Origin of the sequence: Rhizobium sp. WSM1274 (assembly GCF_025200775.1) — a bacterium.
GTDB classification, from domain to species: domain Bacteria; phylum Pseudomonadota; class Alphaproteobacteria; order Rhizobiales; family Rhizobiaceae; genus Rhizobium; species Rhizobium leguminosarum_I.
In genome coordinates this window covers 1052969-1067919 of record NZ_CP104139.1, presented here as the reverse complement: position 1 = coordinate 1067919, position 14951 = coordinate 1052969, and the positions used below count along the sequence as shown (strand labels likewise).

The window sequence follows — 14951 nt, the reverse complement described above, 5'->3', positions numbered from 1 at the left end:
CCTATGTTTCAGGAGTAGAACGGCCCGTCAGTGCCGGCGCCGGAGGCTGCACTGTCGTAGGTGAGGATCGGATGCGGCTGATCGTGGATGAAGGGCTTCGCCTTGCCGCCGATCGAAAGTCCGTCGGCATAGAAGAGGTCGATCGCCGAGCCGCCGGGCGGTGTCAGGGAGAGACGCCGAAGCCCGGGATCGAAGGAAACCGTCGTCTGGCCCAGGCGTTCGATGAACGTCTTGAAGGCGGCGTCGTTGCCGCATCCGACGATACCAGCCCAGCCGCACAGCGGCCCGTAGGAGCGCACCTCGCGGCCGGCCGTCGGGCCATCGGTGATCAGCTCCAGGCCGTTCGACGCCCAGAGGGCGGAAAATCCTCTGCCTGATCGGACAATCAGCCATTTGTCTTCGATAATGAGGTCGTCTAGCCCGTCGCGGCCGATATAGGCGTGCGTCCATGCGTGCCGTGCGTCGCTTGTGTCCTGGATCAGCAGGGCGACGTCGCGATGCTGGGCAACGCGCGGCAGGATGCCGTTGCCGGCCCAATAGGACGGCCGTTGATTGCCCCAGGGATCGTCCTCACCGGGATGATTGACCCACAGCCTCGCCATCGGATGGCCGGCCAACCTGATGTCGAGGACATGCTGCTGGTGCCCCTTCTGGCCGGTCTTGTGATCGACGACCGTCGAAAGCTGCGCCGCCTCGTTCTTGAACAGCACGAGTCTTCCGCTCTCGAGCCCCTGGCTGTAACGCGCCTCGACGCTTCTTGACGGGGTGAGCGCCGCAAGCTCGGCCAGCTCGGCCGGCGGCTCGTAGCCGCCGGCGCAGAACATCGTCAATGCCGCGACACCATTGTTCAGCCAGCCGGTTCCAAAAGCGACCTGGGCGAAGGGCGCAAGCTCGGTCAGCGGGCCGGCGCGCAACTCCTTGTCGTAAGCGCGGCCCTGCGATCCGGCCGGAACGCCTGCGAGCGTATGAAGGGCAATCATCCGGAAGATGAGATCGATCTGGGCGCTGGCACGCGCTGACATCGCCGTCTCGGCCCACCGCTCCAGCGCGAGCAGACCGATGAAGTCGATCGGGTAATAGGCGGCCGAGTTCCACTCCGCCAACCCATGGGCTTCGACGCTGTCGAACCAGCGACCGAGGCGCTGGCGCGCGAGTTCCGCTTGCTGCCGCCCCGTCCTGCCCGAGGCTGAAAACACCTCGTCGGGCAGGAGAAGTCCCGCCAGCAATTGGCTCGTATGAAAGCAGAGCACATGGTTCTCGCTCCAGAACCACATCGCGTCATTGCCCGGCTCGTCGACCCAGTAACGATAGGAACGGACAGAATGCCGGATGCGGTCGATGGTGGCCCTGGGCATCCGGTCGCCATAGGCGCCGATCAGCCATAACAGCGGCACCATGATGAAATCCGAGCAATCCTCCCGCGCATCGATGGACGCGAGCGTCGCGTCGATGATGCGGTCGAAGCTTTCCTGGTCGTGGTGACCGGTTTCCATCATGGCGATCAGGCGCCCGACGCGGTTGGCGCCGAAGCGGGCGCTGTATTCCAGCGCCTGCCGCTTGCGGGCGGCGAGCGACGTCTCTGATGGCACCGGCGAAATGCTGCTCATGAAGGCGGCATCGATGACGCGCGTAACCGAACCCGTGCCGCTGCCGATCGTCATATGCATGCCGTGATAACCATCCGCAATGCCGCAGACGTCGTCGGCCGTGAGGCTGCTCTGATGAGCCTTGAGCGTCAATCGGGAGTGCGCGAGAACGGGCCGTTCGTGCCCATGACCGACGACCTCGATCTCTACCGGCAGATCGCGTTCGGGCGCAGTGCCGAAGATGATCTCCAGCGGCTGATTGACGAAGACGTCGCGGGCCGGGCGCACGCCGCGCGCAAGGGCTTCCAGCTCGCGGACCTCATCCTGATCAAGCGATACGGGCAGCAGCACGCAGAGCGGCTCCTCGTCCAGCATCTCGAGTTCGAAGAACCATGTCGTGTCGCGCTCGGCGAGGTCTTCGGTATGGACGAGAATCTGGTTGTCGCCGGCTTTAAGCGGCAGGCTTATGTCGGTTGCGCTCTCGGTGTTGCGCTTGAAGGGTTCGAAGCGCACTTCCTCCTGTCCGTTGACCCATATGCGAACGCCGCCGCAGGTTCTCAGCCTGAGATTGAGCGTTCGCGCGGTCTCCGTCCTGAACGTGCCCTTCAGCCATCGCCTGAGATGCGTCGGCACGTGCCAGAAACCGGTGAACTCGACGCGGCGGTTTGCGCCGGGAAGATTGAGGCTTTCGGTCGGCCAGGCTGTGTCGGGCAGCAGCGGCCGCCCGACCATGGTCGACCAGAAAGCCTTGCGGCAGGGCAAGTCGCCGACATCGACGAAACCGTTGATGAAACGATAGTTCACGCGGTCTTCGGCTGGCGCGGGCTCGCCGGGAAAATAGCTGGCGATGAGGCCGGAAACGGCCCATGCCGTGATCGTCTGGCCCTCGGCCACGCTGTATGCCGGCGTCATCTCGCCCGGCTGTTTGCTGGATTCCGTTTTCACAGACCGCCTCCTCCGCAATTCTATGAAAATATTTTCATTATGTCTTTTTGCGGGCTATTTTTGCAAATTGCTCAAAAACATTCACTAGTGCCGCAGAAAATAGCTTGACCGAACGAATGTCAAGTATATGAAATTCGTTTATCGATGGCTGAAGCCGCGATTGATGAAAATATTTTCATGGGAGGATGAAAATGAAAACCTATCTCTCAGGAGCCCTCGCACTGGCGCTGGCTACCGTTTCTTTCGCATGGACCGGCGCGGCCATGGCGGAAACCAAGACGATCACCTTTCTGTTCACCGACGATGACCAGGCTTACGTCGAGCGGATGGAAGCGCTCAGCAAAGAATTCGAGACGGCGCATCCCGACGTCAAGGTCAATTTCGTCTCGTCGGGCTATGATGCGGTCGCCAAGCAGTTGCCGGTACAGCTTGCCGTCGGCGAAGGCCCTGACATTGCCAAGATCACCGACTGGCAGCTGGCGCCCTATTACCTCGACTTGCGTCCTTACATGAAGGACCCGGACGGTTTCGCCAAGCTGCACGGCGACAGCCTGAACACGCTTCGCTTCCCCGGCGTCAACGACCCGCAGTCGATCAACGGCTATATCGCGTCGCAAACCTTCAACTTGCCCTTCGTCAACAAGACGCTGTTCGAACAGGCCGGCGAACCGCTTCCGAAGCCCACCGCCACGCTGAAGGATATCGTCGAAGCCTCCGCGCGCGTCGCCAAGGCGACCGGCGCTCAGATACCCTTCACGATGGATCGCTCGGGCCACCGCTTTTCCGGCGCGGCATTCTCCTACGGCTCGAACTACGTGAAGGACGGCAAGTTCTTCTTCCCCGACGATGCCGCCAAGCGTTATGTCACGGATCTCTACGGCTGGACGAAGGACGGCTCCTTCCCCAAGGAAATGTGGGGGGCTGCCGGCGGAACCCAGTACAAGAACATGGGCGACGAGTTCGTCAACGGCAACGTCGTGACCTATCTCGCCGGCAACTGGATGGTCAATCCGTTCCAGAAGAAGATCGGCGACGCATTCGACTGGACGGCAATCAGCGCGCCGTGCGGCGATGCCGGCTGCTATGCGATGCCTGGCGGCACCGCGATCGTCGGCTTCAAGCGCACCAAATCTCCGGAGGCCGTGGCCGCGTTCATCGAGTTTCTCGGCTCTGAAAAGGTCCAGCGTGAAATCGCTGAAAACTACGTCATCCTGACGGGCGCCGACATCAAGGACCCGCAATACAAGCTCGAAAGCAAGAATGCCAAGGAGGCGATGGCCGTCTTCCTCGCAAGCCGCAATAGCGTGCCGCAGGCAGCCCGGGACCTGGAACGTCTCAAGGGATCCTCCGCCATCTATCAGCTCATCGTTCAGAGGATGAGCCAGCTGATCGTCGGCGAGCTTTCCCTCGACGAGACCTTCAAGGCAATGAGTGCCGACGTCGACAAGGTCAACGTGGCGCTCGCCGCCAAGTAACCGGTCACGCGTCGTCCCGCATCATGCGCGCATGCAGCAGCCACGGCCTCGCAACAGGGCCGTGGCTTTTTCTTTCCCACAGACACTTCGACTAGTTTCGAATTGTCGATAGCCTGAATCACGCTACGTCTCCCTTCAAATTGTTACAGCGTCCTTTAGGCCTCTGAAAAGACGTGCGGCGCTGTAGGGGAAAGGCAGCGTCATGAATTCGATCGAACAAAACACTGGGGCTCACTCGCAGTTGAGGCCCGCCGCTCTTGCCATTTTGTGCCTTGGCGTGATCGTGGCGCAGGTCGATACATCGGTCGTCAATCTGGCGGTTCAGCCAATAGGACTCGACCTCAAGGCCTCCGTCACTGAACTGCAATGGGTCGTTGACGCCTACAATCTCGTCTACGCAGCACTTCTCATCAGCGGCGGCTTGTTCGCCGATCTTTACGGCCGACGTCTAATGTTCATGATCGGCTGCGCTGTCTTTGCCTTGGCGAGCCTTGGCTGTGCATTCGCCTCGACCATTGCCATCCTCATCGCGGCGAGAGCCTTAACCGGCTTCGGCTCCGCCCTGCTCCTGCCCGCTTCGCTTTCGTTAATCCGGGTCATCTACCGGGATGAGAAAATCCGTGCCCGAGCGCTCGGAATCTGGGCCGGCTGCAACGGCATGTCGCTGGCGATCGGCCCGAGCCTCGGGGGCTTCCTCATCCGTGATTTCGGTTGGCGATCCGTCTTCTTCGTCGTCATCCCCATCGGACTGACTGCGGCGGCCGGAGCGCGGCTCTTCGTTCCCGAGAGCGCGGATCGGCAGGGCCGATCCTTCGACATGCTCGGTCAGTTGCTGGGGATCGCTGCCCTCATGGTCATGACGCTCGCCGCGATCGAATCGTCGCACCTGCCGCCCCTCTGGACGTCCCTGCTGGCCATTGCCGGCGGGCTGTTTCTCTTGCTCTTCGTCAGGGTCGAGCGGCGGCTGGAACAGACGGCGCTGGTTCCAATCTCGATGTTCTCCGGCAGCCAGTTCCGCGGCGCGATGCTGGGAACGGCGGCGATGACTTTCGGCATGTACGGCACGCTCTTCCTCTTTCCGCTCGCCTCCCTCGGCCTCGGCCGGCTGGCGTCGGTCGAGGTCGGGCTATCGCTGCTGCCGATGGCGATCAGCTTCATCGCGATCTCTCCCTTCTCCGGCGCGATCTCGGAGCGCCTGGGGAAGAAGAAGGCCATATCCGCAGGGCTCGCCTTGATGGGTCTCGGCAATCTGCTGCTCGGCGCCGCCTTTCTGGCGAACTGGTTCATTGCCGAAGAGATCGGGCTGCTGCTGACTGGCGTCGGTATGGGCATGGCGACAGGACCGCTGACGGCGGTGGCCGTCTCCACCGTGACATCAGATCGCGCCGGCACGGCGAGCGCCTTGATCAACGTCGCCCGCATGGTGGGAGCGACGATCGGCGTCGCCATACTGGGCGCGGTCTTCGCCTTCCTCGGCGAAGCCGAAACCGCCTTCATCATCGCGATGTCGGCCGGCGGTAGTGTGCAACTGCTTGGAAGCTTCATCGGCTGGCGCTTGCTCTAAATGAACGGTCGGTGCGAAGGCATGCGCAGTGCCGCCACCCGATGGTGAAGGCATGGTGACACGCGGTTCGGGAGAGGCTATAGGCGTTGTCGGCCTTCGCCGGCTCGCAGGCGCCATGGTCAATTCACACATGCCGGCAACCCGGTTACATCAGGCGACCCGGCGACTGCCTACCGTATAGAGGTGCATTTCCATGCCGATGGGCTCCGAGCATCCGCTGCGAAGAGAGCTTCACAACGAGCTCCACGCGCGGCCGTCGCTTTACTTCGATGGCGACACGGATGTGTGGCACGTCGCCATCGTCGGCGTGAATGCCCCTCCTCAGATACCGAATTCCCTGCCGGGACTGGAGGATGTCTCCACGACCCGCGAAGGCAACCACGGCATCGGCCGCATCGGCGACGGCCGGCTGAAGTGGGAGGCGCATACCGAGTTCCTGACCCTCACCTTCGTCGTTCCGGCATCGGCCGAACCCGGCAGCAACCCGCCGGAAGCCTTTCAGACATGCTGCCGTCAGATCGACGGGAAGGTCATCGCGGCCGTCCGGGTGCTGGTGCGCGACGAGAAGGACGGGCAGCGTCCGGAAAAACCGAAGCTTGATTATGTCGCCTCGCAAGTCGGCGGCGGCGATGCGGAAGTGCATTCGAATTTCCGCCTGACAGACAGCGGCTTCGTGGAATTCCTGTTCTTCAACCGCAACCTCAATGCCTATCGCACCGGCCGCATGGTCAGGCGTTTCCTGGAGATCGAGACATACCGGATGATGGCGTTGCTGGCGTTGCCGATGGCGCGCGAGACGGTGTCGAAGCTTTCCGTCTTCGACCGGCGCCTCGACCTGCTGATCGCGCACATGCAAAGCGCGGTCAAGGTCGACAAAGCCCTGCTTTCCGAGGTCACCAAGCTCTCGTCGGATGTGCTCAACTTCTCAGCGCTCGCTCGCCACCGCTTCGGCGCGACGAAAGCCTATGCCGAGATCGTCGCAAGCAGAACGTCGGAGCTTCGCGAGGTGCGCGTCGAGCAGCGTCAGAGGATCGGCACCTTCATCGACCGGCGGTTTCAACCAGCCGTCCGCTCGGTCGAAGCCGCCGAACGCCGCCTCGACGAACTGGCCGAACGTGTGAGCCTGGCCGGAGACCTTCTCCGGACGACCGTGCAGGTTCAGCTCGAAGATCAGAACGCCTCGCTACTGACCTCGATGGAAGAGAGGGCGCGGATCCAGGTGCATATCCAGCAGGCGGTCGAAGGCTTCTCCGTCATCGCCATCACCTACTACACCGTCGGGCTGGCGAAGATCTGCCTGGAAAGCATTTCCGAACTGGGCGTTGATCCGCACATGGCGAAGCTCGCCGTCCTCGGAGCCATCCCGGTCGTGCTTTTCGCCGTCTGGACGGCAATTCGTCACGTTCGCAAGAGCATTGCCGGCGCACCGCACGCTCCGGCATCCGGGAGCCATTGATACGACACCAGACACGAGCAAACGCCGCCGCCATTTCGGGCGGCGGCGTTTGCTCGTATCGACAGGACGTCAGGATGCCAGCGCGTAATGCCGATGCTCCGATCCCCGGCCGCTGCTCGTCCTGAAGCGCCGCAGCAGCTCGGCAAGGCTTTCGGTTTCATGCGTCAAGCTCTGGGCGGCGGCCGTGGTCTCTTCGACCATCGCGGCGTTCTGCTGCGTCACCTTATCCATCTGGTCGCCGGCGGCGGAGACCTCGCGCAGGCTCGTCGCCTGTTCGCGGGCGGCAACGGCGATCTCGGCCACGGTCGCATTCATGGCGGTGACCTGCTCGACGATCTGTTCGAGCGACAGGCCGGATTCACCCACCAGCTGGACGCCGGTCTTGACCTGCGCCGAGGAGGTAGAGATCAGCTGCTTGATCTCCCTTGCCGCGTTGGCGGAGCGCTGGGCGAGCTCGCGGACTTCCTGGGCGACGACGGCAAAGCCCTTGCCTGCTTCGCCGGCGCGAGCCGCTTCCACGCCAGCATTCAGCGCCAGCAGGTTGGTCTGGAAGGCGATCTCATCGATGACGCTGATGATGTTGCCGATCTTGGACGACGAATTTTGAATTTCCGTCATCGCATCGATCGCGCGGGCAACGATCTCGCCGCCCTTTTCGGCATTGGTGCGGGCGGTCGCCACGACTCCCTGGGCGCGGCTTGCGCCCTCGGCCGTTCCATTGACGCCGCGGGTCACCTCACCCAACGCTGCGACGGTCTCCTCCAGCGAGGCTGCCTGCTGCTCGGTGCGGCGGGCGAGATCGTTGGAGGCGGTGGAGATTTCCGCAAGGCCGGAGCGGATGGTGCCGACCGCGCGAATGACGGCGTCAACCGCCTCTTCGAGGCTCGCGACCGAATTGTTGAAATGATCCCGGATCCTGACATAGCGATGGTCGACTTCGCCGACGCGGACGGTGAGATCGCCCTTCGACAGCGCGTCCAGCCCGACGGAGATCTGGCGGAAGGCATGTTCCATCACCTGCGCGTCGCTGAGCCGCTCGGCCTCCTGGCGCAGCCGCTCTTCTTCGGCCGCCAGGCGGGCGCGTTCGGCATTGGCTTCCGCGATCAGCTTGGCGCGCCCCGTTTCCTGGAATACCTTCAGCGAACGCGCCATGGCTCCCAACTCGTGGCGATGTTCGACGCCCGTGATCACGATTCCTTCCTCACCACGGGCAAGCTGCTCCATGGACTGGGCCATGTTGCGCACCGCCGAGGAAATCAGCCGGCCGACGAAATAGGAAAGTACGAGGCCGATGACGATCAGCAGCCCGCTGATGACGAGCGTCGCACTGGTCGCGGAGGCAATCGTTGCGTCCACCGAACCGTCCAGGGTCTTCTGCGCACCGGTAACAGTTGCCTGCAGATCCTTGAAGCCGCCTGAGATTTTCGGCGCGAGCACGCTGAGCTGCGTCTGGCGGATGTTGCCCGAGGCCTGCAGAACGTCCTTCATGTCGCCGAGACGGGCAGTGTAATTCTGCATCAGTTGGCCGGCGCCCATCAGGCGCTTCTTTTGCAGTTCGTTCTTCGCGGCCTTGGCAGCGGCTTCGTTGAGCGTGAGCGATTCGGCCAGTGCCGCCTGCGCCGTGTCATAGGCGGCGAAATCGTTGGAATGCACGAAGCGCTCGGAGAAATAAAGGCTGCGGTTCAGAGCCTCCAGCGTCGCCGCCGTCTTCTGCAGCAGGGCCACATCGTTCTGGCGCCAGGCGCTGCGCACGACGTCGTTGAGCGCGATGCTGGTCCAGGGGCCGAATTCGGTGACCTTGGAGATCAAGGCGTCACGCCTGGCCTGAAGGGCAACGATCTCTTCGAAAGCCTTACCATAGGCGGCAATGTCCCGGCGGATCGCCGCAAGGCCGGACTGCAGGTCCTTGTTGCCGGCGAAACGCGGATCGTCGGCGTCGAACGCCTTCACGCCGGCTCGGAAGCGATCGACGACATCTTGCGTCGGGGTAGAGCGGAAGGCTTCCGCCGACATCTGAATCTCGTGCAGCTGGTCGCTGTAGTCCGAGATGGCGAGACTTTGGCCGGCCGTGGCACGATAAGACGCAAAGATCGAGGCGAGTCCGTTCATGCCGGAGATCGCGCTGACCGTGAGCAGGCTCATCAACAGGATCAGCGGCACGAAGCCGGAGGTGATCTGCGCGCGAATGCCGAATTTATTCCAGAAATGCAACATCATAATCCTCTTATGCTCACTGGCTCTTCGGCAGATAGGTGGCAATGTTCTCAGGTGTGACGAGTTCGAAGGGAACGTCGTTTTCGCGCGGCACCTTCTCTTTGCGGATCAACTTCGTGGCGGCGTCGACAGCGGCGGCGCCCTGTCCGACGGCGCTCTGGAGAATGGTCACGTCGAGATCACCGGCCACCATGGCGGCGAGCGCGTCGTCGGTCGCGTCGACGCCGGCGACGACGACATCTTTCATCGGCATGCCGGCCTTCTTCATGGCCCGGATCGCGCCGAGCGCCATCTCGTCATTATTGGCGATGACCGCGTCGAACTTGACGCCGGCCGACAGCCATTCCTGCATCTGCTGGTCGGCATAATCGCTCGACCAATAGGCGGCCTGCCGCTCGACGATCTGAAGGCCCTTGCAATCCGGGGTGGCGATGACGTCTGATATATCCTGGGTGCGGGCACGGGCAGCGGCGTGGAAGGGTTCGCCCATCAGCACGACGACGCGACCTTTGCCTTTAAGGAGCGCGCAGACCTGCTTGGTCTCCAGCGTTCCGGATTCCTTCTCATTGGAGGCGACCACCACCTGATTGTCCGGCAGGTCCAGCAGGTTGGAAGGAACGTTGTTGATGTAGACCAGCGGAATGCCGGCATCTGCCGCCATCTTGGTCATTTGCGGCCCGAGGTCGCCATCGGAGACGGCAAGAATGATCGCGTCGACCTTGTCGGCAATGAGCTTCTGCACCTGCTGCTTCTGGAGCTCCTTGTCGCCATTGGCGTTCTCGGTGACGAGTTTGAGGCCGGATATCGTCTGCCCATGCGAGACGACGCCGTTGAGAAGCGCCGTCCTGAATTTGTCGAGACCTGACATCGAAACCCCGATCGTCTGGGCATGGGCAGCAGAGATCGATATCGCCAAGGCGATGGATGCAAGCGTGGCGGTTTTCATGAATTCCCCTGCACAATTCGGATATGAATGCGTTATTTCAAATTTTGGTTAAATTTTACCTTTCTTCCGGAAGCAAAAGTTAAGCGCGAGGCTGTGATCTTGCGGCGGCAGGAGCGCCTTCTTCGATTGCAATCGACCGGGCTTGAAGGGCATCACACCAAATTTGATGCAATGCACTCAGATCTTTGTTCTTGTGAAGATTAGCGTCCACCGAATCCGGAGCTGACGGTGATACCCTTGTAGATCACCCTCTGCAGCACGATGGCCAGGACGACACCCGGCAGCATGGAGATGGTCGCACCGGCCATGATGTAGTTCCAGGCGGTGCCCTGCTGTGTCTGGAACAGGGTGAGGCCGAGCGGCAGCGTGGCCTTTTCGACGCCGCTGGTGGCGATCAGCGGCCAGAGGAAGCTCTTCCACTGTGCAATGAAGGTGAACAGCGACAAGAGGCCGATGGCTGGCATGGCAAGTGGAACGATGACCGTGACCAGGATGCGCAGGCGGGAAGCCCCGTCCATCATCGCCGCCTCGTCGAGATCCTTGGGAATGCCGAGGATGAACTGCCGCAGCAGAAAGGTGCCGAAGGAGCTGAAGGCGACCGGCAGGATCATGCCGTGATAGGTGTTGATCCAGCCGAGCTTGCTGACGATGAGGAAGAGCGGGATGACCAGCATCACCTGAGGGATCATCAGCGTGCTGAGATAAGTAAGCAGCAGCCCTTCCCGGCCGGGAAACTTCAGCCGGGCGAAGGCGTAGGCGGAAAGGCAGGATACCGCAATCACGATCGCCGTCACGCCGCAGGCGACCACGAAGGAATTCAACAGGAAGGTTCCGAACGGCAGGGAAACCAAGGCTTCGACGAATGTTCCCCAATGATACTCCTCGGGGAAGATGCGGACCGGCACGGCCATCACCTCGGCATTGGAGCGCACCGCGTTCGACACCATCCAGAAGAAGGGGAAGAGGAAAAGCAGCGCGATCAGCGAAAGTCCCGCGTAGCTGACGAAGGTGCCGACACGCCGCAATATACGGTGACGATGCTGAGACACGGAATGCGGATGCCGTGAGGCCGGGTCAATCGTCATAATGCACCCATTTGCGCTGCATGTGGAATTGCAGGATGGTGAGCGCCATGATCATGACGAACATCACCCAGGCGAGAGCTGAGGCATAGCCCATCTGGAAGTTGGTGAAGCCCTTCTGGTAGATCGCAAAACCGAGCGTCGCCGTTGCCGAGCCCGGGCCGCCGCGCGTCATCGCGAATATCTCGTCGAAGACCTGCAGCGAGGTAATCGCCGTCATCACGGTGCCAAAGAAGATGGTCGGCGAGATGAGCGGCAGGCGGATGCGCCAGAAGCGCTGCCAGGCATTGGCGCCGTCGATCGTCGCTGCCTCGAGATAGTGCTTCGGCACGAGGTCGAGAGCGGCGTTGAACATCACGACGTTGTAGCCGACATTCGCCCACAGCGTGACGAGCACGACAGCCTGCATGGCCCAAGTCGAGCTCAGCAGGAAATTCGGCAGGCCGAGGCCGAGCGCTCGGATGATGGTGTCGGCCAGCCCGTCCGGCGTGAAGATCAGCAGCCAGACCACCGACGCCGCAATGGTCGGTGTGAAGGTCGGCAGGAAGAAGATCACCCGGAAGATCGCCTTGCCGCGCTTCAGGCTCGATATCCAGACCGCCAGCGTCAGCGAGACGATGATATTCAGCGCCAGATACTCGATGGCGAAGAACAGCGTGTTGCGGAGTACGGTGTAGAAGGCCGGATCGACAGTGAAGAGCCTGATATAATTCTGAAAGCCGACGAAGGATGGCGTCGAGATCAGCTGCCAGTTGGTAAAGCTGAGCGCCAGCGATGCCAGGATCGGCACGGCCATGAAGACCATGAAGCCGAGAAAGCTCGGCAGCAGGAACAGCATGGCTGTCTGGGTCTCCGGCTTCAGGAAGCGCCGTGGCTGAGCGGGCTGCAAGGCAACTTCGGCAACAGCGCTTTGCGACATGTCTTCCTCCATGCGCGGCAGGTCCTGCCGCAGCGAGAGCTGGCGCATGACCCGAAAATCGGAATCCATTTTCCGAAAGGATCATGCGCAGATTTCAGGCGACGGCGCGTCCTGTCGGACGCGCTGGCTCTATTGCTGCGCAAGGCTCTGGATGGACTCCATCGTCTGCTTGGCATCGGCGCTGCCGGCAAAAGCCGGCGGGAAATACTGGTTGAAGAGGTTTTCCACCGCTGCCCAGTTGTTGGTGATCACGTAGGGTACGGAGTGCGCCAGGGAATAGTCGATGGCCTCGCCGCCATTGGTGATGTCCTTGGCCGCCACCTTGTACCAGGCCGATTGCGACGCCGTGCGCGCCGGCAAGGCACGGCCCTGTTTGGCGAGATAGGACAAGGCTTCCGAGCTGGTCAGCACCTGGATCGCCTTCCAGGCCGCGTCCATGTTCTTGCTCGTCGTGGAAATGCCGAAACCGGAGCCTGCGGTGACGGCCGAAAGTTCGCCCTCATCGCGCGGCAGGGTGGTGAGGCCGATCTTGAACTTCGCCTGGTCCTTCATGCCGATGATCGACCAGGGGCCGTCGATATACATGGCGACGTTGCCCGAATTGAACCGGCCCTGGACGACATCACCGGGATCCGCGCCACCCGAGGGGACCAGCGGCGCGACCTTATCCTTGGCGGCAAAGCCGATCAGCCTGTCGGCGGCGGCAACTGCGCTTGCACTGGTCAAGTCAAGCGCACCGGCGTCGTTGACGTATTTATCGCCCCAGGCCGCGGCCAGGACCGAGTAGTTCGTCGGTGTAATGCCGAAGCCGTACTTGCCGTCCTTCGTCAGCTTCTTGGCGGCATCGGTGAACTCGGCAAGCGTCCAGCCCGGCTTCGGCAGCGGAACGCCGGCGGCTTCGAGCGCGTCCTGGTTATAATAGATGACCCACGGCCCAACGTCGTAAGGCAGACCGTAGAGCTGCTTGTCGACCGACATGCCGCCGATAATCGAGGGTGTGAAGGCGCCGACGTCGAATTTGTCGGCCTCGATCCGGTCATTCAGAGGCTCGAGCAGCGAATAGAAGTTCGGCATGCGCAGCGACTGCATGGAAACGATGTCGGCGAGCTGTCCCGATGCCGCCAGCACCGGCAGCCGCGTCCAGTAGTCGACCCAGCCCGTCGTCGTCAGCGTCACCTTGATATCGGGATACTTGGCGGTCACCATCTCGGCTAGGTGCTGCCAGCTCTTGGTGTCGGTTTCGGAGCCGGTCCACATCTGCCAGGTCAAGTTGACCTGCTCGGCCGATGCGGCGGTGGCATAGAGGCTGCTGCCGACCGCGGCGAGCAAAAGCGCTTTCTTCAAAACCTTCATGGGTTTCTCCTCCCTCCATGAACGCAAAGGACACGCGGGGTGCGACCGAGATCACGCCTTGAGTACGATCTCGATCACCGGCACGGTAACATCCGGGCGCCGGACCGGCAGTTCGAGCGTGATCATGCCTTCCGGCACCATCACGCCGACATTGGAATCCACATCCCTGGTCTGGGCGAGCCAGCGGACCTCGCTGGCGTCGTGCAAGAACTGCGCATAGGCGATCCTGTCGGCGATGCCCTCGATGTGGATGTGGCGGTAAGGCCAGTTGTAAACATGCAGATAGAGGCGGTTGTCGCGCTGCGTATAGCGGCAGCCGGCCGGCGCTGGATAATCGGACGGTCCTGCCCCGTAAATGGAGCGCGCATTCACGGCCATCCAATTTTGGTAGACCTCGAGCGCGGCGATGGCGCGCGCGTCGAGCGTGCCCCGGCCGGTCGGGCCGACATTCATCAGAAGGTTGCCGCCGAGCGCGACGGAATCGATGAGCAGCTGGATGATCTGTTCCGGGCTCTTCCAGGTATCCTCGTCACGATGATAGCCCCAGGAGCCGCTGAAGGTATGGCAGGCTTCCCAGCGCACCCCCTGGCTGGCGATAGCGGGTGCCACGCGCGGCGTATATTGCTCCGGAGTCGTCACGTCGGGCAGGTTGCCGGGCGGCAGATCGAGGCGGTTGTTTACGATGATGCCGGGCTGCAGCTCGCGCACCAGCTCGACCAGGCGCTCGCTTTCCCAGTCGGCCCGCCCTTTGCCGGGCAGGCCGCGATATTCGCGCCGCGGGTAGCTGAAATCGAACCAGATGATGTCGATGCGGCCGAAGCCGGTCAGAAGCTCGCGCACCTGTTCGCGCATATAGGCAGCGTAGTTGGCGATGTTACGGCCGGCATTCAGCGCCTTGGCGTCGGGATGGTTGCGTAGCGGATGGTGAACGTCGATCGGGAAATCGGGATGGTGCCAGTCAAGCAGCGAATAGTAGAAGCCGATCTTCAGCCCTTCGGCGCGGAAAGCTTCGACCAGCGGCGTGAGCAGATCTTTGCCGCAGGGCGTGTTCGGCGCCTTGTAGTCCGTCACCTTGCTGTCCCAGAGGCAGAAGCCCTCATGATGCTTGGTCGTCACCACGACATAGTTCATGCCGGCAAGACGTGCCCGCCGCGCCCACTCCTTGGGATCATAGAGATCGGGATCGAAATTGTCGAAATAGCGCTGGTAATGGTCGTCGGTCAGCTCTTCCCGGTTCTTCAACCATTCGTGCCGGGCTCCTAGGGCATAGAGGCCCCAATGGATGAACATGCCCAGGCGATCCTGGCTGAACCAGGCGTGTTTCTCCGCCCCTCCAGATGCCGGATTTTCCGGCTGGCGTTCCGAACTCGTCACAGGTTTCTCCTCCCTGTTTTCCGGCTCAACATCATAT

10 protein-coding genes are annotated in these 14951 nt (G+C 61.9%); 3 read left to right on the top strand and 7 right to left on the bottom strand.

Features of this window, described 5'->3' with window-relative positions; translation table 11 throughout:
- Positions 1-8: 8 nt before the first annotated feature.
- Positions 9-2531 (bottom strand): hypothetical protein, encoded by a 2523-nt coding sequence (locus N2600_RS29270; protein WP_222295488.1) that lies wholly within the window; start codon positions 2529-2531, stop codon positions 9-11.
- Between the two features lie 191 nt (positions 2532-2722).
- On the opposite strand from N2600_RS29270, the gene N2600_RS29265 reads away from it, so the two are divergent.
- The 3 genes from N2600_RS29265 to N2600_RS29255 all read left to right on the top strand — a co-directional run bounded on the left by N2600_RS29265 (position 2723) and on the right by N2600_RS29255 (position 7026).
- Positions 2723-4006, top strand: coding sequence for an ABC transporter substrate-binding protein (locus N2600_RS29265; RefSeq protein ID WP_170279645.1), 1284 nt, complete (start codon positions 2723-2725; stop codon positions 4004-4006).
- Positions 4007-4208: 202 nt separating this feature from the next.
- Entirely contained in the window at positions 4209-5570 is a 1362-nt protein-coding gene (locus tag N2600_RS29260; protein ID WP_222350902.1) for an MFS transporter, read from the top strand.
- A 193-nt stretch (positions 5571-5763) separates the two neighbouring features.
- On the top strand, positions 5764-7026 hold the full coding sequence (locus N2600_RS29255) for a DUF3422 domain-containing protein (protein ID WP_162116322.1): 1263 nt from the start codon (positions 5764-5766) through the stop codon (positions 7024-7026).
- Between the two features lie 69 nt (positions 7027-7095).
- Here the strand turns inward: N2600_RS29255 and N2600_RS29250 are convergent, their stop codons facing one another.
- From N2600_RS29250 to N2600_RS29225, 6 genes are all read right to left on the bottom strand, one after another.
- On the bottom strand, positions 7096-9240 hold the full coding sequence (locus N2600_RS29250) for a methyl-accepting chemotaxis protein (protein ID WP_260299086.1): 2145 nt from the start codon (positions 9238-9240) through the stop codon (positions 7096-7098).
- A gap of 16 nt (positions 9241-9256) precedes the next feature.
- Complete coding sequence (locus N2600_RS29245; protein WP_170256578.1) at positions 9257-10186, bottom strand: substrate-binding domain-containing protein; 930 nt, start codon at positions 10184-10186, stop codon at positions 9257-9259.
- Between the two features lie 200 nt (positions 10187-10386).
- Positions 10387-11271, bottom strand: coding sequence for a carbohydrate ABC transporter permease (locus tag N2600_RS29240; protein WP_260111239.1), 885 nt, complete (start codon positions 11269-11271; stop codon positions 10387-10389).
- The gene (locus N2600_RS29235; RefSeq protein ID WP_260111445.1) at positions 11261-12235 is read right to left on the bottom strand and encodes a carbohydrate ABC transporter permease; all 975 of its coding nucleotides are present in this window, start codon (positions 12233-12235) and stop codon (positions 11261-11263) included. The genes N2600_RS29240 and N2600_RS29235 overlap by 11 nt, the downstream gene beginning before the upstream one ends.
- An 81-nt stretch (positions 12236-12316) precedes the next feature.
- Positions 12317-13540 carry an ABC transporter substrate-binding protein gene (locus tag N2600_RS29230; protein WP_260299084.1) on the bottom strand — a complete coding sequence of 408 codons (1224 nt, stop codon included), beginning with the start codon at positions 13538-13540 and terminating at the stop codon, positions 12317-12319.
- A 51-nt stretch (positions 13541-13591) separates the two neighbouring features.
- Positions 13592-14914: an alpha-L-fucosidase gene (locus tag N2600_RS29225; RefSeq protein WP_260299083.1), complete on the bottom strand. Its 1323-nt coding sequence runs from the start codon at positions 14912-14914 to the stop codon at positions 13592-13594.
- Positions 14915-14951: the final 37 nt, after the last annotated feature.

Bases quoted from the DNA above. Each gene is read 5' to 3' on its own strand.
- N2600_RS29245 (WP_170256578.1), bottom strand. From the start codon at position 10,186: ATGAAAACCGCCACGCTTGCATCCATCGCCTTGGCGATATCGATCTCT.
- N2600_RS29255 (WP_162116322.1), top strand. From the start codon at position 5,764: ATGCCGATGGGCTCCGAGCATCCGCTGCGAAGAGAGCTTCACAACGAG.
- N2600_RS29265 (WP_170279645.1), top strand. From the start codon at position 2,723: ATGAAAACCTATCTCTCAGGAGCCCTCGCACTGGCGCTGGCTACCGTT.
- N2600_RS29230 (WP_260299084.1), bottom strand. From the start codon at position 13,540: ATGAAGGTTTTGAAGAAAGCGCTTTTGCTCGCCGCGGTCGGCAGCAGC.
- N2600_RS29260 (WP_222350902.1), top strand. From the start codon at position 4,209: ATGAATTCGATCGAACAAAACACTGGGGCTCACTCGCAGTTGAGGCCC.
- N2600_RS29250 (WP_260299086.1), bottom strand. From the start codon at position 9,240: ATGTTGCATTTCTGGAATAAATTCGGCATTCGCGCGCAGATCACCTCC.
- N2600_RS29240 (WP_260111239.1), bottom strand. From the start codon at position 11,271: ATGACGATTGACCCGGCCTCACGGCATCCGCATTCCGTGTCTCAGCAT.
- N2600_RS29235 (WP_260111445.1), bottom strand. From the start codon at position 12,235: ATGCGCCAGCTCTCGCTGCGGCAGGACCTGCCGCGCATGGAGGAAGAC.